The 19,202-nt window shown below is 35.6% G+C and carries 15 protein-coding genes, 1 riboswitch and 1 other annotated feature; of the genes, 12 read left to right on the forward strand and 3 right to left on the reverse strand.

Annotation, left to right across the window (positions count from 1 at the left end; translation table 11 throughout):
- Window positions 1–26: 26 nt before the first annotated feature.
- Both WAZ07_RS06510 and WAZ07_RS06515 read left to right on the forward strand, forming a co-directional pair.
- On the forward strand, window positions 27–1,331 hold the full coding sequence (locus WAZ07_RS06510) for an ATP-binding protein (protein ID WP_336471773.1): 1,305 nt from the start codon (window positions 27–29) through the stop codon (window positions 1,329–1,331).
- A 4-nt stretch (window positions 1,332–1,335) separates the two neighbouring features.
- On the forward strand, window positions 1,336–2,268 hold the full coding sequence (locus WAZ07_RS06515) for a response regulator (RefSeq protein WP_336471774.1): 933 nt from the start codon (window positions 1,336–1,338) through the stop codon (window positions 2,266–2,268).
- 244 nt (window positions 2,269–2,512) lie between these two features.
- Here the strand turns inward: WAZ07_RS06515 and WAZ07_RS06520 are convergent, their stop codons facing one another.
- On the reverse strand, window positions 2,513–2,689 hold the full coding sequence (locus WAZ07_RS06520; protein WP_020060606.1) for a DUF3934 family protein: 177 nt from the start codon (window positions 2,687–2,689) through the stop codon (window positions 2,513–2,515).
- A gap of 582 nt (window positions 2,690–3,271) precedes the next feature.
- On the opposite strand from WAZ07_RS06520, the gene WAZ07_RS06525 reads away from it, so the two are divergent.
- The 3 genes from WAZ07_RS06525 to WAZ07_RS06535 all read left to right on the forward strand — a co-directional run bounded on the left by WAZ07_RS06525 (window position 3,272) and on the right by WAZ07_RS06535 (window position 6,139).
- Window positions 3,272–3,799, forward strand: a complete 528-nt coding sequence (locus WAZ07_RS06525; RefSeq protein WP_336471775.1) for a nucleoside/nucleotide kinase family protein — start codon at window positions 3,272–3,274, stop codon at window positions 3,797–3,799.
- Window positions 3,800–4,134: 335 nt separating this feature from the next.
- Complete coding sequence (locus WAZ07_RS06530) at window positions 4,135–4,986, forward strand: NAD-dependent epimerase/dehydratase family protein (protein ID WP_336471776.1); 852 nt, start codon at window positions 4,135–4,137, stop codon at window positions 4,984–4,986.
- Between the two features lie 256 nt (window positions 4,987–5,242).
- Window positions 5,243–6,139 (forward strand): sigma-70 family RNA polymerase sigma factor, encoded by an 897-nt coding sequence (locus WAZ07_RS06535; RefSeq protein ID WP_336471777.1) that lies wholly within the window; start codon window positions 5,243–5,245, stop codon window positions 6,137–6,139.
- A gap of 68 nt (window positions 6,140–6,207) precedes the next feature.
- Here the strand turns inward: WAZ07_RS06535 and WAZ07_RS06540 are convergent, their stop codons facing one another.
- Window positions 6,208–7,404, reverse strand: a complete 1,197-nt coding sequence (locus WAZ07_RS06540; protein ID WP_336471778.1) for an MFS transporter — start codon at window positions 7,402–7,404, stop codon at window positions 6,208–6,210.
- A gap of 181 nt (window positions 7,405–7,585) precedes the next feature.
- Window positions 7,586–7,845: a binding site (T-box leader), on the forward strand.
- Between the two features lie 72 nt (window positions 7,846–7,917).
- On the opposite strand from WAZ07_RS06540, the gene asnA reads away from it, so the two are divergent.
- A complete protein-coding gene (asnA, locus tag WAZ07_RS06545; protein ID WP_336471779.1) occupies window positions 7,918–8,901 on the forward strand; it encodes an aspartate--ammonia ligase in 984 nt (327 codons plus the stop codon).
- A 185-nt stretch (window positions 8,902–9,086) separates the two neighbouring features.
- Here asnA and WAZ07_RS06550 read toward each other — a convergent pair whose 3' ends face one another.
- Window positions 9,087–10,316: an aspartate kinase gene (locus WAZ07_RS06550; RefSeq protein WP_336471780.1), complete on the reverse strand. Its 1,230-nt coding sequence runs from the start codon at window positions 10,314–10,316 to the stop codon at window positions 9,087–9,089.
- A gap of 225 nt (window positions 10,317–10,541) precedes the next feature.
- Window positions 10,542–10,729, reverse strand: a riboswitch (Lysine riboswitch).
- Between the two features lie 189 nt (window positions 10,730–10,918).
- On the opposite strand from WAZ07_RS06550, the gene WAZ07_RS06555 reads away from it, so the two are divergent.
- The 6 genes from WAZ07_RS06555 (at window position 10,919) to WAZ07_RS06580 (ending at window position 18,894) form a co-directional block, all read left to right on the forward strand.
- Entirely contained in the window at window positions 10,919–11,827 is a 909-nt protein-coding gene (locus WAZ07_RS06555; protein WP_336471781.1) for a DoxX-like family protein, read from the forward strand.
- 4 nt (window positions 11,828–11,831) lie between these two features.
- Window positions 11,832–12,461 carry a DUF4166 domain-containing protein gene (locus tag WAZ07_RS06560; RefSeq protein ID WP_336471782.1) on the forward strand — a complete coding sequence of 210 codons (630 nt, stop codon included), beginning with the start codon at window positions 11,832–11,834 and terminating at the stop codon, window positions 12,459–12,461.
- The gene (locus tag WAZ07_RS06565; protein ID WP_336471783.1) at window positions 12,449–14,077 is read left to right on the forward strand and encodes a YndJ family protein; all 1,629 of its coding nucleotides are present in this window, start codon (window positions 12,449–12,451) and stop codon (window positions 14,075–14,077) included. The genes WAZ07_RS06560 and WAZ07_RS06565 overlap by 13 nt, the downstream gene beginning before the upstream one ends.
- Before the next feature lie 324 nt (window positions 14,078–14,401).
- Window positions 14,402–15,169, forward strand: coding sequence for an ABC transporter ATP-binding protein (locus tag WAZ07_RS06570; protein WP_090912165.1), 768 nt, complete (start codon window positions 14,402–14,404; stop codon window positions 15,167–15,169).
- A 12-nt stretch (window positions 15,170–15,181) separates the two neighbouring features.
- Window positions 15,182–17,047: an ABC transporter permease gene (locus WAZ07_RS06575; RefSeq protein ID WP_336471784.1), complete on the forward strand. Its 1,866-nt coding sequence runs from the start codon at window positions 15,182–15,184 to the stop codon at window positions 17,045–17,047.
- A 452-nt stretch (window positions 17,048–17,499) separates the two neighbouring features.
- Window positions 17,500–18,894, forward strand: a complete 1,395-nt coding sequence (locus WAZ07_RS06580; protein ID WP_336471785.1) for a PepSY-associated TM helix domain-containing protein — start codon at window positions 17,500–17,502, stop codon at window positions 18,892–18,894.
- The last annotated feature ends 308 nt before the right edge of the window (window positions 18,895–19,202 follow it).

Below are 19,202 nucleotides of genomic sequence, written 5' to 3' on the forward strand. Positions count from 1 at the left end.
ATACTAGATAATGGGAAGTGACGTGTTTGAACTGGCATCAATTGTGGAAAAAAGATATTTCACTTTTAATTATTTTAATTTTGATTGTTCCAGTAGCTGGAGAATTGAACTTTCATCCATTTAATGATACGTTTCGTGTTAGCTTTGGAACACCGATTTTCTTCTTTTTACTATTATTTTTAAGAAAAATTCCAGCTGCTATAGCAGGAATTCTTGTTGGGGCATCTGTAGTAATATTTCGAATTGGCCTTGACTGGATGCTGCAAGGTTCTTTTCATTTTTCAGACTCCTTTTGTATGCGTTATCCAGTCTTCTTTTATTATTTCGTATATGGAAGTCTTTTTTCAATATGCAAAGTAAATCAATTTCATCAAAAACCATTTTTAATCGGATGTTTTGGCATTACGATTGAAATTATTTCAAGCATGGCGGAACTTGCTTTTTATCATATTTTTGTGTTGAGCACGATGATTACAGTTTCAGAAGTGAATAAAATTATTATTATTGCTACTTTCCGTAGTTTTTTTGCGCTCGGTTTTTTAAATATGATGAGTTTATATGAGACAAAATTAAAAGAAGCGCAGGTTCGGAAAGAAAATGAAAAGATGTTTATGCATCTTTCTAACTTGTATGTAGAATCTGTTCATTTGAAGAAAACGCTGCAAGATGCTGAAAGGATCACACAAGAAGCATACCAATTATATCGGAATTTACAGCAGCAAGAAAGTGCTGGAAGTGATATAGAGCTGTATAGTAAGAACGCGCTGAAAATTGCAGGAGAGGTACACGAAATAAAAAAAGATAACCAAAGAATTTTTGCAGGGTTATCTAAACTTCTTTTAGATAAAGATCTTTCGGAATATATAAATGGAAATGAACTGGCGGAAATGATTATAAGAATTAACGAGAAATACGCACAGTTATTACAAAAGGACATCGTATTTTCTAAACAGATAGAAGGGGAACATACGCAATATCATGTATATACCGTTTTGTCGATTTTAAATAATTTAGTTGCAAATGCTGTAGAAGCAATTGATCGTGTTGGTACAATTACAATTCATATTAAGAAGCAAGGAGCGGTTGTCTCGTTTGAAGTAATAGATGATGGTCCGGGTATTTCGGGGAAATATAAGGAGCTAGTATTTAAGCCTGGTTTTACTTCAAAATATGACCAAACTGGAACACCGTCAACAGGAATTGGCTTATCTTATATAAAAGAGATGGTGACGGAACTTGGGGGAGAGGTTATACTACAAGACAGAGACGCTGAAAGAGGCTGCAAATTTATTGTACGGTTGCCGGAATCTAGCCTGACTAAGGAAGGATGAGTCTATGTTTTATTACATCGTAGATGATGACGAAGTGTTTCGTTCTATGTTAGCGCAAATTATTGAAGATGAAGACCTTGGAGAAGTAGTTGGAGAAGAAGAAGATGGGGCTTTTGTAGAAGGGGAAAAATTAAATTTTAAAAAAGTAGATATATTATTTATTGACTTATTAATGCCAATTCGCGACGGAATTGAAACGGTTCGGCGCATCGTCCCGTCGTTTGCGGGGAAAGTGGTTATGATTTCTCAAGTAGAATCAAAACAATTAATTGGTGAAGCTTATTCCCTTGGTGTTGAATATTATATTACAAAACCTCTCAATAAAATTGAAGTTGTATCAGTTGTACGAAAAGTGATAGAACGTATTCGCTTGGAACGCTCTATTCAAGATATTCAAAAATCATTAAACAATGTATTTCAATGGGAACAACCAAAAGGACGCATTGAATCAGGGCTAGAAGAGAAAAAAATTGCTGATTCTGGCCGTTTCTTATTAGCGGAACTAGGGATTGCTGGGGAGAACGGAAGTAAAGATTTACTAAGTATGCTGGAATACTTATATCAATATGAAAAGAAGGAAACCTTTGAACACGGTTTTCCAGTATTAAAAGATATTTTTCAACATATTACGGTCAAAAAGTTAGGTGAAATGGCTTCGGAAGGTGAGATTGATAAAGAGAGAAAAGCTTCAGAACAAAGGGTGCGCCGAGCAATTTATCAATCGCTTAATCACTTAGCTTCTCTTGGCTTAACGGATTTTTCGAATCCGAAATTTGAAAGCTATGCTCCGAAATTTTTTGATTTTACAATTGTGCGTAAACGAATGACAGAGTTAACAAACGAATCATTATCATCGACTGGTCATACACGAATTAATACGAAGAAATTTATTCAAGTGTTGTATTTTGAAGTGAAGCGATTGACTGAAGACGATTAAGTGGATAAAGTACGGTAAAAGAAAAAGATGTTTGCTTATTTGTGGCAAACATCTTTTTCTTTTACTGTTTGATAAACGCCCATTTTTTCATAATATATCGTATTAATGAATTTTAAAAGTTGTCTTTTTACAATGAGCAACCACTTGTTTTGTTGTTTTAAATCTTTGCTTTTCTCCGCAAAATAAACCCACACAACATCTATCTTACACTTACACGAAAGATATCAAACGGAAATAGCAGTCCCTATCTTTCGGATTTGTCACCTGTATTACTGTTTGTCTTTGCGCCACCCGCTTTTTTCACACCTTTGCTTGTATAAGGTTTGGCACTCTTTTTTTTGTTGGCACTGGCTTTCCAGCGGTTCCAGCCCTTACTGCCTGTTCCTCTACCTGTTCCGCCTTTACCTTTAGCTTTACTCATATAATATAATCACTCCGTTATTATTGTATAGCAAATCTGTTTCCACAGTAGTCGATAAATCTTTAAAATAAAATTTGGGTTTATGACTTTTTCCTTTCCGACAGTTGCTCATAAAAATGAACAGCAGGATATAATAGTATATCATAACATGGACAGTAATGCGCAAAATTCTCAGGTTTATCCCGTTAATAGAAATCTTTTAATTTTTGCTGATAGTAATGTGTTATGTAAAAGGTGTTAAATCTTGAATACATGGTAACTACTTAGTCACTCTGTAAAAAAAGGTAGAAAAGAATTTTTTAAAATGGCCTGGGAGGGACTGGCCATGCATAGAAGCGGTCAGTGCCTATTTCTGCCACGTGCAAAGTATGGTAACAAAGAAAGGCAGCAAGGTGCATTGTCATTTGTATCGTCACGGCAGCAATCTATGTGCTGAAAGGTAATAAGTGGTGTATGGCTGAGTAGTTACTTTTTTAATGTTTCATATACGCCCATTTGTAACTATAGACTCCAGCAAAAGATTATTTTAGAGTAAAGGGATAGGAAAGAGATTAAAATTCTATTATTTCATGGAGGAGTAATATGGGGGGAAAAACAACAGTAATATCTATTTCAGCTGTATCTGGCGGCGGTAAGACAACCGTTACGAAGGAGTTAGCTAATAGACTGAATAACGCCAAGACTTTTCATTTTGATGATTATAATTTAGAGGGGCCAAGTGACATTTGTGCATGGATGGAAAAAGGTGCAAATTATAATGAGTGGAATGTTAGTCCCATCATGATAGATATTGAATCGTTATTAAATGATGCAGTTGTAGATTATATTATTTTGGACTATCCATTTTCGTACTTGAATAACCAGATGAAAGATGTGATAGACATTTCATTTTATATTGATACACCATTAGATATAGCGATGGCGAGAAGATTTATTCGTAATCCTTTACATACTATTGATGAGGTTCTTTTCGAATGTGAGGTATACTTGCAAGCTGGGAGAGAGGCATACTTAGAGATGGAGAAAAGTGTGAAACCTAATGCTGACTACGTAATTGATGGGGAGATGACGGTTGAACATATCGTAGAAGCAATTATGAATAAACTGTAAGATCTCTAGCATAGTAATAGATGGTTTTTTATTGTATATAAATACAAATTGAAAAAATGACATTTTAGATAGGCAAGAGCGTCTGGCCATGCATAGAAGCAGTCAGGGCCTTTTCCTGCCACGGACAATGGTTAAAACAAAGAGAGAAAACGAGTGCAAGACATTTTTTCTCTCTAGCAGCAACTTGTAAGCTGAAACATTAAAATGGATTTATATAGTAAATTTTTTGATTCATGTCACGATTTATAAACCCAATTTGTCTTATATATGAACAGCAAAATAACAGTCTCAAAAAACAAGACGAATTAGTTGAAACATATATAGGGGGAATAGAATTGAACATTTTTCTTGCCGGAGCAACTGGTGTAATCGGACGCTCTTTAATTCCTTTGTTAGTACAGGAGGGCCACGATGTGTTCGGAATGATTCGTGATGAATCAAAGGCAAGCACAATTACAAAATTGGGTGCAAAGCCCGTGGTGGCCGATGCATTTGATCGAGATGCTGTATTCACTGCATTGCAAAATAGTCAGCCAGATGTAGTGATTCATCAACTTACATCGTTAAGTGGGGGAAGCTCCGTAGATAATGCAAAAATGCGAATGGAGGGGACAGAAAATCTTGTAGATGCTGCAAAATCAGCAGGAGTTAGACGAATCATTGCACAAAGTATTTCGTGGGCGTATGATCCGGGAGAGGGACCCGCTACAGAAGAAGACATGTTAGACATTACAGCTCCGTTTCCGCGAAAAACAACGATAGAAGGTATTATGGTGTTAGAAGAAAAAGTGTCTCAAATGCCAGAGTTTGTTATACTTCGTTATGGAACGCTCTATGGTCCGGGAACTTGGTATGCAATAGATGGAATGATTGCGAATCAAGTACGACGACAAGAAATGGCAGCAACTGATGGTGTAGCTTCTTTTCTACATGTAGACGATGCAGCAAGAGCAGCACTACTGGCACTAGATTGGCCATCTGGTCCGGTCAATATTGTCGATGACCATCCTGCATCAGGACATGTTTGGTTGCCTGTTTATGCTTCTGCAATCGGTGCACCTGAGCCTTCTTTTCAAGTTAGTAGTAATCGTGGTGAGCGCGGCGCTTCTAATACTAAAGCTCGAAAAGAATATGGGTGGGAGCCCATTCATCCTTCTTGGTCTAAAGGGTTTCAAAATCATTTGTAGAATCAATTATAAATACAAATTGTTAGGTAAGTGAGAGCGTCTGGTCATGCGCCAAGGCGGTCAGCCCCCTTGTCTGCCACGTGCAATAAGAAAATCAAAACAGATTCATCCAGTTAGTAATTTTGTTATAAATATTATTTTTTTAAAATGTTTTTTGAGAAATTTACATAGGTATACCCTAGAAAATTTTTTCTAGGGTATTTGTGATTGGATATAATGCTAAAATTTGGGTGAGTTAGCTTCGAGGAGGGGTAAGGTGGAAGGACATCATTTAGACATAAATAAATTGTATATAGCATACAAATCTTATTTTATTGCTATTGCATATAAAATGCTTGGATCGATAAGTGATGCTGAAGATATTGTTCAAGATACATTTCTAAAGCTACAGATGAATGAGATTCATTTAACTGATATTAACAATATAAAGTCGTATATAAGTAGAATGGTTGTAAATCGTTGTATAAATGAATTACAATCAAGCCGAAAAAAAAGAGAAACTTATGTGGGTACGTGGCTGCCAGAGCCGATTGTACAGGATATGAAATGGGATCCTTTAGAGAAAATCATGCAAGATGACCAGCTACACTATACATTTGTTGTTCTTATGGAAAAACTCTCGGCCACAGAGCGAGCGGTTTATGTTCTAAAAGAAGCATTAGATTTAAAACATAGTGAAATCGCGGATTTACTCCATATAACGGAGATGAATTGCCGTAAAGTGTTTAGCCGTGCGAAGAAGAAAATGAATGTATCTTTTGATGAAAATTATACATCATACGAAATTCAACAAGAGCAAATTCATAAGTTTATTTTGGCCTTATCGAAAGGCAACGTTCAAGAAATTTCAGAGATTCTTACTAACGATGTAACCCTTATTGCAGATGGAGGAGGGAATGTTGTTACAGCTATTAATCAAATTATTAGTAAAGAGCGCGTGCTGAGTTTGTTATCTGCAATTGCTACAAAATTTTTCACAGGAAAAAAAGCACAAGCAGTCATAGTAAACAATGAGCCAGGCGTTCTCATATTAAAGGATGAAGAGGTCGTCGGTGTCTTCAGTTTTGCTTGGAAGCAAAATACGAATCAGATTGAACAAATTTTTTATGTTGTAAATCCTGATAAGCTGGGGCGCGTTATTATACAACGTTAAGGGCGTAGAGTTGTTCTAAAAGTTGTGAGATAACTGTTAGAGCAACTCTTATTTGTATTGTTTGCGAACTAATCATTTTGATTGGCTTGTATATTTTTGTAGAAATGATTTTGCTTTTTTCGTAAAGAAAATGACATTAGGAAAGACAAGAATAGGACAGAGAAAATAGTAAGTACGACATATTTAAACATCATTTTTGTCCCGATATACGGACCTATACTAGATCCTAAAAATAAAGTAAATGTATAAAGTGCCATTGCAACTCCTTTTTTCTTCCCGCTTATTTGTCCAATATGAAAAATGATCGAAGGTAGTACGACTGAAATTCCTGCCGCAAATAGGATTGTAGTGATAGAGAGAAAATAAATATGATCCCATTTCAAGAACAAAAGTACTCCTGTGCACGTGATTATAAGTCCTAATGTCATCATTTTTGGGGCTTTCGTACGTGTAATAAAGTTATTCATAAAAGGAGAAATAGACATTCCGATTATGCCAAGGCATTGAAATAACAGAATTTCATGACCTGTAAGGTGATACATTTGGATTAATAAGTGATGTAAAGAACTATAAATGGCAACGAATGAAAGAAACTGTGTAAAGGTAATCGCAAGACAAATTGCCATGTAACGATTTCGAAATAATGTAAACATATCAAACCAGTATGCCATAGATAATGGACGATTACTTTTGATAGATGCAGGTAGAGTGAAATATAAAATTGCCCCACATAAAAGATGAATGAAAGCGAAAAAATAAAAAAGACTAGGAAAAGCGTATTGAGATATAAACCAATTACTGAGTATTTGTCCTAATAGGCTAGACATGGTAAATGCTGTGCTTAAAATCCCGATAACATAGCCTTGACGCTTTGGAATAAACAATTCGAATGCATAGGCAAGCGCTAAAGGCGTAAACGTAGCTGCTACTAGTCCTTGCAAAGCTCTAAGAAACAAAAATAAGTTGTATACTTTGCAAAAGCTAATCGTCAGCGTACAAAAGGACAAAGCGAATAGACCGAGAACTAATATATTTTTCTTCCCAAATCGATTGGATAGAGGAGCGGAAATTAAGAATCCAATGGCGTAGAAAATGGAAAATATGCTGCTTGAGAGATAGGCAACATTTTTAGGAATTTGAAAATAGAATATAAGTTGACTTTCGATTGGAATCATGATGAATCCTTGAGAAACGACACTGATCCCAGCGGTGCAAAATACAAATATGTATAACCATTCAGGAACTTTATTTGTTAAATTACTCATGGAGATCCTCCTTTATATTTAGTATTTATTAATAAGACACGATAATTTGTTGAAGTGTGACACATGTTATTTTGTGAATACACAAAATAAAGAATTGAAAAATATTTTAAAAATTTTTGTTGACTTTCTTATTTTTTTGTATAGAATAAACTTTAATAAAATGTTTCAGAGATGTGACAGTAAAACGACTGTGAAAGGAAGAGTAGTAATAGGACGTAGTCCAAGCGAGTCAGGGATGGTGTGAGCCTGATACGAAGCCTGTTATGAAGAACCTCCTGGAGTCGCTAACCGAAATCCTTTTTAGGAAAGTAGACTTAGCCGGGAACTTCGCCGTTACAAGAAGAACAGTATCGAGTTATCTCTAATCTCCGTACTGATAAGTGAGCAACCTCTGTTGCTAATTTGGGTGGTACCGCGGAACCAAAGTCTTTCGTCCCAGTTTTTTGGGAAAGAAGGGCTTTTTTTATTGGTTTCTTTCCTCATTACATCAAAACATTTTAGGAGGAAAACATCATGTATCAAACATTAATGACAGTAAGAGAAACACAAATCGCAATTAAGGAAGTTAAAACATTTTTTGAAGAGCAATTATCAAAACGTCTTGGGTTATTCCGTGTATCTGCACCATTATTTGTAACGAAAAAATCAGGATTAAACGATCATTTAAACGGTGTGGAGCGTCCAATTGAATTTGATATGCTGCATTCAGGAGAAGAGTTAGAAATTGTACATTCACTAGCAAAATGGAAACGATTCGCTTTGCATGAATATGGATATGAAGCTGGTGAAGGGCTATATACAAATATGAACGCAATTCGCCGCGATGAAGAATTAGATGCAACGCATTCTATTTACGTGGATCAATGGGATTGGGAAAAAATTATTCAAAAAGAATGGCGTACAGTAGATTATTTACAAGAAACAGTACGAACAATTTACGGAATATTCAAAGAATTAGAGAGCTATTTGTTTGAAAAATATCCGTTCCTTGGTAAGTATTTACCAGAAGATATCGTATTTATCACATCACAAGAGCTTGAGGATAAATACCCAGAATTAACACCGAAGGATCGTGAGCATGCGATTGCGAAAGAACATGGTGCCGTCTTTATTAGCGGGATTGGCGGGGCGCTTTGCTCTGGGGAAAAACATGATGGACGCGCATCGGACTATGATGATTGGAAATTGAACGGAGATATTTTATTCTGGCATCCAGTATTGCAGTCTTCATTTGAGTTATCATCGATGGGCATTCGCGTTGACAGTAAATCTCTTGATGAACAATTAACAATAACAGGGGAAGACTTCAAACGTGAATACGATTTCCATAAAGGAATTTTAGAAGATGTACTGCCGTTAACACTTGGTGGTGGCATTGGACAATCAAGAATGTGCATGTACTTTTTACGTAAAGCACATATCGGTGAAGTGCAGTCTTCAGTGTGGCCAGATGAAATGCGTGAAGAGTGCAAAAAGCAAAACATTCACTTGTTCTAAAAGACCGAGCTTTAGAGACTAGACTGTTTTTCATGTCGAATCGCCGATATATTTTAAGAAACGGTCGATATATTGTAAAAAGCGCCGATAAAAGTACCATTTCCGCCGATATATCGGCGGATAAGTAAGAAGGAACCGACCTCCGAAAGGCACCTACGTACTTTTGGAGTTGGTTCCTTGTTTTTTTAATTTACTGATGCAAAACGCTCAATTTTTGCCATAAACGATTCATGAAGTGCTTCGACACCTTTTACTAAATGAAGGCGGTCGATTACGACAGATACTTTAATTTCTGATGTACTTACCATTTTAATGTGAATATGTTCTTCTTGTAATGTTGAGAACATTTTCGCAGCGACACCTGGATTAGATACCATACCTGATCCAACGATCGATACTTTTGCTAAATGGTTTTCATACTCTACAGATTCATATTGCATAGATTCACGATTTTCTTCTAAAACCGCTAGTGTTTCTTTTAAATCATTTGAATGAATAGAGAAGGATAAATGTACAGTTCCTTCATTTGTAATACTTTGAATGATAATATCTACATTAATATGAGCACTTGCTAATGTAGAGAAGACTGCGGAAAGTTTTCCTGCTTGTAGGCCTTTCATTGTTACACGTGTAATATTATCTTCAAATGCAATGCCTTTTACGATTGATTGTTGTTCCATGTCACATTCTCCCCTTACGATTGTTCCGTTTTCTTGTTCCATGCTTGAGCGAACTTCTAACATAACATTATGATTTTTTGCAAATTCGACTGCTCTTGGGTGAAGTACACCAGCGCCTAAATTTGCAAGTTCTAACATTTCATCATAGGAAATTTCATCTAATTTGTAAGCGTCTTTTACAACGCGAGGATCAGTTGTATAAACACCTGTTACATCAGTATAAATATCACATTTTGTTGCTTGTAATGCTGCAGCTAATGCAACTGCAGTTGTATCGGAACCGCCGCGGCCAAGCGTTGTAATTTCCTGATCTCTGCTTAATCCTTGGAAACCAGCTACAACAACAATCGTTCCTTTTTGTACATAAGATTGAATACGCTCTATATTTATGTCGATAATTCTTGCGCTGCCGTGTACGGGCTCTGTTGTAATACCAGCTTGCCAGCCAGTGAATGAAATTGCCTCATACCCTTTTGTTTGCAAGGCCATTGTTAATAAAGAAATTGAAATTTGCTCACCTGTTGTAAGTAACATGTCCATTTCTCGTTTACTAGGTTGATCTGTAATACTAGCAGCTAAAGATACTAATTCATCTGTACTATGTCCCATTGCAGAAACGACCGCTACAATTCCGTGTCCTCTTTCATATTCCTCAATGATTAAATCGGCAACATGTTGAATCCGTTCGATATTTCCGACAGATGTACCACCAAATTTTTGAACAATAATCTCCATGATAAGAGCCCTCTTTCAAGTTAATATAGATAAATAAATTAGGGAAAATGTTGTTAAACATAAGATGGGAAGTATAGATCTTCCTGTAAGTTATCGAAAGCAAATAAAAAACACCATCTCAAATAGGTGAGGATGGTGCTGTTACAGGAAAAAGGAAACAGAAAACGGAGCTAATAAAAAAACCGCCAAAAAAGAAGATGATCATAAAAAACATGATCTCTCTTTTTTGTAGATAGCTCTTCATATATACACCGCTGTATATATGACAGTTCTGTTTCTATTCGAAAACAGCCCCAATGTATATGCTCAGAGGAACATATACATTTCGGCAACTTTTCCTTTCATCTACATTCACTGACAATCTCTGTGTCTCCTATAGAATACTCATAAAAGTTGCGACCTCTATCTCACGTCATTAGGCGAGAGTAATTGGTTGTATGAAGTTGTTTGTAACATTTGTTCTATAGTAATCAAAATGTTGAGAGAAATCAAGTGGGTTATAAAAATTTTGAAAATTAAAATGGTTTATTGGTAAAATGAAAATGATATGTGGTTGAAAGGGGTAAATATTACAAATTTCACATATGGATGGAGGAGTGGGAATGAAAAAACAAAACCCCATTTATGTAAAAACCGAAATAGAAACTACAATGGATGAACTTTGGAAGTATACACAAGATCCAAAGATACATACGGAATGGGATGCACGGTTTACAGAAATATCGTATTTAGAGAAGAACGAAGGCGAACCACAGCATTTTTTATATAAAACAAAAATTGGTTTCGGACTTGAAATTGCTGGAGAAGGAGAATCAATAGGAGAATTACAAAAAGAAGGCGGGGAACGCATTTCGTCACTGAAATTTTGGACAGATAGTAAGCTTTCGTTAATTTCGGTAGGGAGAGGCTATTGGAAGTATAAACCGAATGAGAATAAGGTTCGCTTTAAAACGCAGTATGATTATGAAACGAGGTTTGGAGGTATAGGAAGATTTATAGATTCATATATATTTCGTCCGTTATTAGGGTGGGCAACAGCTTGGAGTTTTGATGCCTTGAAATTGTGGTTAGAAAAAGGATTTCATCCGCGTTTATTATTAAAAAGAGCTATTACATATTATCTCATTTGCTTTTTGTTGTCTTTTGTGTGGATCTATCAAGGTCTTATTCCGAAAATTTTATATACTCATCCAGAAGAGGTACAGATGCTTTCCAAGCTTATTGGTTCAGAAAATTACGCTGCCGCAATGATTAAAATGGTTGGATTTTTGGAAATTGTGTTTGGGGTGATCTGGTTGTTACCTTTCCAAAAACAGAAATTATTTTTTCTTCACACTTTTATAATATTAATATTGACAGCTGCGGCGGGATTTACAAATATCGCTAGCTTTATGCAACTTTTTAATCCGATTACGTTAAACATCATATTAATTGGACTCTCAATAATCGGTTATATGAATAGCAATAACTTACCGCAAGCGAAGAATTGTAAGAGAAGTAGAAAGGAGTAGAAAATTGACTTCCATTTACGAAACATTATTAGAAGAATCCTATCATCAGTTACACCCAAAGTTACAAAAACGGTATGCAATTACAGAAGAATATAGTTTTACAGGTGAAGGGAGGATGGACGAAATTACAGAAGGTTCTGCTGCTGTAAGAATGTTTTTAAAAGTAGCAGCAAAATTCCGGATGTTCTTTTCGGAAAGAGGGACAGAAGTACCATTTATTATCCAAAATAAAGCAGAGAAAGACAGTAAAGGAGAGACATTTGTAAGATGGAATCGGATGTTTTTATTCGGTGAAAAAAAGCGTTATTTTCATGCTGTTATGTATTTGAATGGTAAACAAAATGAAATTGTCGATTATTTTGGTGAACCGCATTTGCTCGTATCGACGTTAGCGTTTCACGTTGATGCAAAAGGAGCGATGCATATTTCATCTAAAAAACAATGGTTCTACTTATGCGGAATGAAGATTCCGTTGCCAAAGTTTTTATATGGACAGGCAAAGATTATAGAAAGTTATGATGATGAATTAGAGTGTTATCGAATACAAGTACAAGTACAAAATCCATTATTAGGACCGCTTTTCTCCTATAAGGGAACGTTTAGAGAAAGGGATATAAATTTATGCGAAATATAATAATTGGTTGCATCTATTATGTTATTTTTCTTATATTAGAATGGCTAAATCTGCACCCTGTTGAATTGATTATATTATTGTCTATTCTTGTATTTATCCCAATGGCGTTTTCTATTGTAGATAAGAAAAAAAGAAATGGAGACGAACTATTTTGTTATAAGCTCGCAGCATTTTTTTATCCGATTGCAGCAATAAGTGCAATGCTTGCTTTTGTAACAGACTATTTTCCATTTGCGATAATTTGGTTTTTATATACCGGTATTGTCGCACTGTTTGGAGTATCCCGATTGTTAGAAAGAGGATGGAAACCGTTAGAAGAAACTGCAATTGATAGTGGATTTATATATTTATTTTTAGGTGGATTTTGGTTCTTTGCCTCTGTAGCAAATATACCAATTATGCAGTTTAGTTCAGATATTGTTTTACTCACAGCGGCTCATTTTCATTACTCTGCTTTTTTACTTCCCTTGTTTGCCGGTTTGTTAGGGAGGAAACAACAAGAGAAAAGTAAGTTGTATACAACCGCTATGTTCATTATGATTATTTCACCAATGACAGTTGCAATCGGGATTACATATTCAAGAACGTTTGAATTTTTTGCAGTGTTACTCTATCTTATTTCCCTTTATATTTACGGGATTTTTGTATGGAAAACAAAGTTTACTTCAAAGAGTGCAAAAATTCTTCTTATCATCTCGTCTAGTACACTTATGGTAACTATTCTTTTCTCGCTTTTCTATTCATATGGCAACTTTAAGCATGTCATGACGATTACGATTGCGCAAATGGTTTGGATTCATGGAGTTGTGAATGGAATGGGTGTAGCATTCCCTGGTTGTATTGGCTGGATGATTGAAAAAGCTGCACCGACATATATGCGTTATGGAAAACCGATGAGTCGTATAAAAGGTAAGATGAAAATTGGAAAAAATGTTTTATTAGAAAATAACTTAATAGAGGAGAACGAATATACAGGCCTTATAAATAAAGTGATAGATTTTGATAGTAAACAGTTTAATACAAAGAATGTATCACCACTTATTATTGATTTTTATGAGAACACGAAAGAATATGAGTTAAAAGCAACTATTCACTGGTCACGCTGGTTTTGGCCATTTGCTTTTTTGTATGAAAAAATAAGCCGACGTGTACAACAAATTCATTTAGGAATGGGAGATCGCTTAGAGAGGATGGAAGGAGAAATTGTTGCTATAAAAGATGAAAAAGACGGTAGAAATGACGTTAGAGCCTGGGTTCGGAAAAACGAACTGAATGAAACAATCTTTGTCGCGCTCTATTCTCAGCATGAATATAACGAGGAAACATACATGAATATTGCATTGCCATTACCATATGCGAATATGACGGGCATTTTAAAACTGCGTAATGATAAGAAACATCTTATTATTACGAGTCGATTAAGGAATAGTGCAAGAGGGGATGAGGGGATTTATTTACATAGCCGCTTCTTTACGATTCGCTTGCCACTCACAGAAACGTTTACGATAAGAGAGAAGGATGCAACAACGTTAACAGCACATCATCAAATGTGGCTGTTTGGCGCAAAGTTTCTAGAGATTGATTATGAAATAGAACAAAAAGAGAATATTGCATAATAAAAAATGAGTTTGGTATGATGCCAAGCTCATTTTTTGTTAGGTGTTCTATATAAATTTATTTTAAATTTTGATATATAAGTCTCTGCTATGCAGAATACAGCATGATCGCTACTTGCTTTTTTGTTTTAAACATTGCATGTGGAAGGAAAAGGCACTGACCATCTCTGTGCGCGGCCAGATGCTCTCGTCCTCCAAAAAAAGAAAGGGTTTTTTAACTTGTATATATAGTGAATCTTAAGAATTCTTAAGAATTTACCTACAAGAAACTTAAAAAATTTCTGAGAAGATACGAATAGATACTAAGAGATAGGGGATGAAGTTATGAAAAGTGCTGTAGTAGAGGTAAATCAAGTAGAAAAAGTATATGGGAAGAGAAATGAAAATCACTCAAGGGTATTAAAAGGAATAACGTTATCGGTAAAAGAAGGTGAGTTTGTTGGGATCATGGGTCCATCGGGATCAGGGAAAACGACGTTGTTGAATGTGATTTCGACACTTGATCAAGCGACTAGTGGTACGGTGGAAATTGCTGGAACAGATATTGTGAATATGAAAGGAAATGCATTATCTGATTTTAGAGCGCAAAAGCTAGGATTTATTTTTCAAGATTTTAATCTTCTTGAAAACCTTTCAATTTATGAAAATATTGCATTGCCGTTGTCACTGCAAGGAGTGTCTTCAAAAGAAATTGCAGGAAAAGTACAAGAGGTAGCGATAAAACTTGGGATAGAAGCAATTTTAGAGAAATACCCAACTGCAGTTTCTGGTGGTCAAAAGCAGCGTACAGCAGCAGCTCGTGCACTCGTACATAATCCAGCAATTATTCTTGCAGATGAACCAACAGGAGCACTTGATAGTAAAAATGCGAAAAGTTTATTAGAAGCGATGCATGATTTACATGAAAATCATCACGTTAGCATTATGATGGTAACGCATGATGTGTTTAGTGCAAGTTATTGTGAACGTATTTTATTTATCCAAGATGGATTGCTTTATAAGGAAATTCACCGCAATGGAAGTAGAGAAGCATTTTATCAAGATATTTTAAATGTGCTTGGAAAAATGAGTTCTTCCAAGGAAGCGATATAAGGAGATGAGGACATGTTACTGAAATTATCGATACATAGTATACGAAAGATGATGAAAGATTATCTTGTTTTGTTAATTGGTCTTATCGTTAGTATAAGTATTTTTTATATGTTTCAAACGATGGCTTTAAATACTGAATTTACGAAAGAAAATAGTATTATTAGCAGCATTCGTATTGTCTTTGGGATTGGTTCTGTGTTACTTTCGTTTATTACCTTATTTTACATTCTTTATGCAAATTCATTTTTGCTTACACTGCGTCGAAAAGAATTAGGAATGTATATGATGCTTGGTGCAAAAAAGAAAAAGGTTGCACAGCTGCTTTTTATCGAAACATTGGGGCTTGGAATGGTTGCTTTAATGATTGGAAATATAGTGGGGATTGGATTAGCAAGTGCGGTAGGGAAGGTTCTTATAAAAGGTATGGATGTATCAGCGAAGGGATACGAGGCGTTTTATATTCCTGCTTTAATTGCAACGTTACTTTTCTTCTTTGTTCTTTTTGCAGTGACAGGGATGATTAATAGCATTCGTCTTCTGCGCAAAACAGAATTAGAGCTTATACGAGAAGATGAAACGCAAGATGAGGTAGAAAAAAGTAAACTTCGTATTACGGTTTTTACGGTGCTTGGAATATTGATGCTAGGCATTGGATATTACTCGATCATTCATGTGAATGAATTGCAGGAAATGGGACTTATAGTTGCAACAATTTGTACGACAATTGGAACTTATTTTATATTTGGTTCATTATTGCCTTTATTTGTTACGATGTTAAAAAGAAATAAAAAAAGAAACGAAGCAGGACTTAATAGCTTTACACTTGCACAGCTACGTTTTCGAATTAATAGTTTATCAAGAGTATTAGGGACAGTTTCTATGTTGATTGCACTAGGTGCTGGTGCGATGACAGCTGGGATGGCGTTTCAAAAAAATGTTGGAATGACAACGGAATTTTCGCGAGTGTATGATGCGACGATTCATGATCCAAATGCAGAAGAGATAAAAGAATTAAAGCAAATGAACATTATAGAAGAAAAGAAATATTCTTATAAAGAAAATAACGAAGCGGTTTACTTTTTACGTGACGATTTACTTAATCAGCCACCGCTTATTTCGGAGCACAAAAGTGCAAAGAAAAGTAAAAAGCCAATCCGTGTTCGTGTAAGTGAGGGACTTTCTGAACCAATATACACATCGCTTGAGAAGCGGGAAACGCAGCAATATCCAAGTATGCCTGGGCAATGGGAGGATGCACTCGTTCGTGAATTTCAAATTAGTTACAATCAATTTGGCGGAAAGCCGCTTCGCATCGCTGATAAAGAAAATTATGAAAAATTACAAGGAACAGTGCACTCACTCCTTTTAATTCGCGTAGATAATTTGCAAAAATATAAACCGATTCTTACAAAAATAGATCAACGACAAAAAGAAGTTGCACAAAAAAATATCGGGGAAGAAGTACCAATGCAAACGAAAATGACGACGTATCAGTATATGTATACTTTTATGAGCGGTACAATGTTTATGGGATTTTTCCTAGGCGCTTCTTTTCTTGCGATGATGGCTAGTTCGCTTATGTTTAAAATTTTAACAGGAGCATCTAGAGATAAACGCCGCTATGCCATGCTTCGAAAAATTGGTGTTCGAAAAGGAGTGCTCTCTCGCAGCATCTATAAAGAAGTATTCTTCATCTTCTTATTTCCTGGGATTGTTGGAATTGCTCATGTGTTAGTTGGCATGAATCTATTTTCATTCATTTTACTTGATCCGTATGTGAAAATTTGGATGCCAATTAGTTTATTTGTCTTCATTTATCTTGCATATTACTGGATAACAGTACAATTGTATAAAGGTATGGTATTACCGAAAATATAATGCTGAGAGAAAGACCTTATGTACGATCGTGTATGTAAGGTCTTTCGTGCTTATTGTAAGTGAACGTATATAAATCTATTTTAACTTTTCGACATATAAGTCGCTGCTATGCAGAATACAACATGACCGCTACTTGCTTTCTCCTTTTGTCTGAAACCTTGCATGTGGTAGGAAAAAGCCCTGACCGCTTCTATGCATGGCTAGATACTCCCTCACGCCTAAAAAGAAAGAGTTTTTTTATGTCGATTTTTTAATTTGTATTTATATAGAAATCTTGCAAATAAGTTTGAAGAATCCTCACAAAATGTTCACATATATTCGATATATTAAAAATCAGAATTATAGTCTTATAAGTTTTTATAAAGTGAAACTCCCGTCAGTGGGGGTCTTACTGCCCACAAATAGCGGGATAAATAAGGAAGGACGAGTATCATTTAGGGGGAAAACGAAATATGTTTGCAAAACAACAAACAGTAAATCATTCTACTGAAGATCATGAAGCTCAGGTAGACAGTGCAAAAGCACAATTTTTATATCGAGCTGTGTGGCGCTGGCATTTTTATGCTGGTATTATTTTTGCACCTTTTGTAATCTTATTAGCAATTACAGGTATTATCTATTTATTTAAACCACAAATTGAAAATATTATATACAAAGATTATTACTATGTACAAGCTACAAAAGAAAAGTTGACTGCTGAAGAACAAATAGAAGCAGTCAAAAAAGCGTATCCTGGTGCTTCTGTTACAAAGTACAAGCCATCTTTTGTGTCAGATCGTTCAGCAGAAGTAGGAATCGTAGATAAGAAAGTTCCAATGACGGTATTCATAAATCCACATAATGGAAAGGTCTTAGGTGATTTAAAGAAAGAAGAGAAATTTATGAGCCAAGTGGAGCGGATGCACGGCGAGCTGATGATTGGTAAGGCAGGAGATCGGATTGTAGAAATGGCTGCTTGCTGGGCCATGATTTTGTTAATTACCGGCTTATATTTATGGTGGCCGCGCAATAAAAAATCAATTTTTGGTACATTGATTCCAAGGTTTTCTAAAGGAAAGAGGATCATGCTAAGGGATTTACATTCTGTTCCAGCGTTTTGGTTTTCACTGTTCATTTCTCTATTTATACTGACAGGACTTCCTTGGTCTGGATTATGGGGAGATTATATTAATAAAATCGCAACGGCTACAAAAACAGGATACCCGACAGGACTATGGGATGGTAATTTGCCACAGTCTACTGTTCCATCTAAAGCGGTAGCGGATGTTCCTTGGGCAGCAGAAAAGTTACCAGTTCCAGAATCTAAGGAAAATAAAACAGCCCCTCTTGTAGTGGCAGACATTATGAAAATAGCAGAAAAAAATCATTTAGAAGATGGATACACGATTACATTCCCTAAAGGAGAAAAAGGTGTGTACACATTATCCGTTAAACCTGACAATCCAAAAGGGGAAGCAACGCTGCATATTGATCAGTACAGCGGAAAGGTATTAGCAAATTTGAGATTTGCAGATTATGGAATATTAGCTAAAGCGATTTCTATTGGGATTGCGCTGCATGAAGGGCGTTATTTCGGATTAGTTAATCAATTATTGGATCTTGTAATTTGTCTTGTATTAATCGGAATTGCTGTAACAGGCTGCATGATGTGGTGGAAACGTAAGCCATCTGGTACGTTAGGTGCACCTTCTTTACCGAAGAACTTTAAATTAATGAAAGGAGCAGTAATACTTATTATCATGCTGGGGATCTTGTTCCCGCTATTAGGTATTTCGTTGCTTGTGGCTTTGATGCTTGACTGGCTGGTAATAAAGAGAGTGCCAACTTTGAAAAAATGGTTTGGTTAATGTAGGTTACATGATTGATAAAATAAGGAGAATGAAATGAAAAAGAAAATCTTTTCATATATAGTAGTGAGTGTTTTATTAATAATAGGTATATATTTATATATAGGCCATCATAAAACGTATGAAACAAAAGTTACAGATACACCGCCTTGCCATACCAACAAGTAGAGTACTGAAAATAGTAGATTATTTTAAGGGAAATAAGAAAGCGCACTTGTATTTGCGAAAGTTTTTTATCATATCTGGCGAGAAGACCCCCACCTCAAGCGTGCACTTCTGCACCGGTAGGTGGGGGTAGTTCAATATTC

This window comes from Bacillus bruguierae (assembly GCF_037104725.1).
Lineage (GTDB): Bacteria > Bacillota > Bacilli > Bacillales > Bacillaceae_G > Bacillus_A > Bacillus_A bruguierae.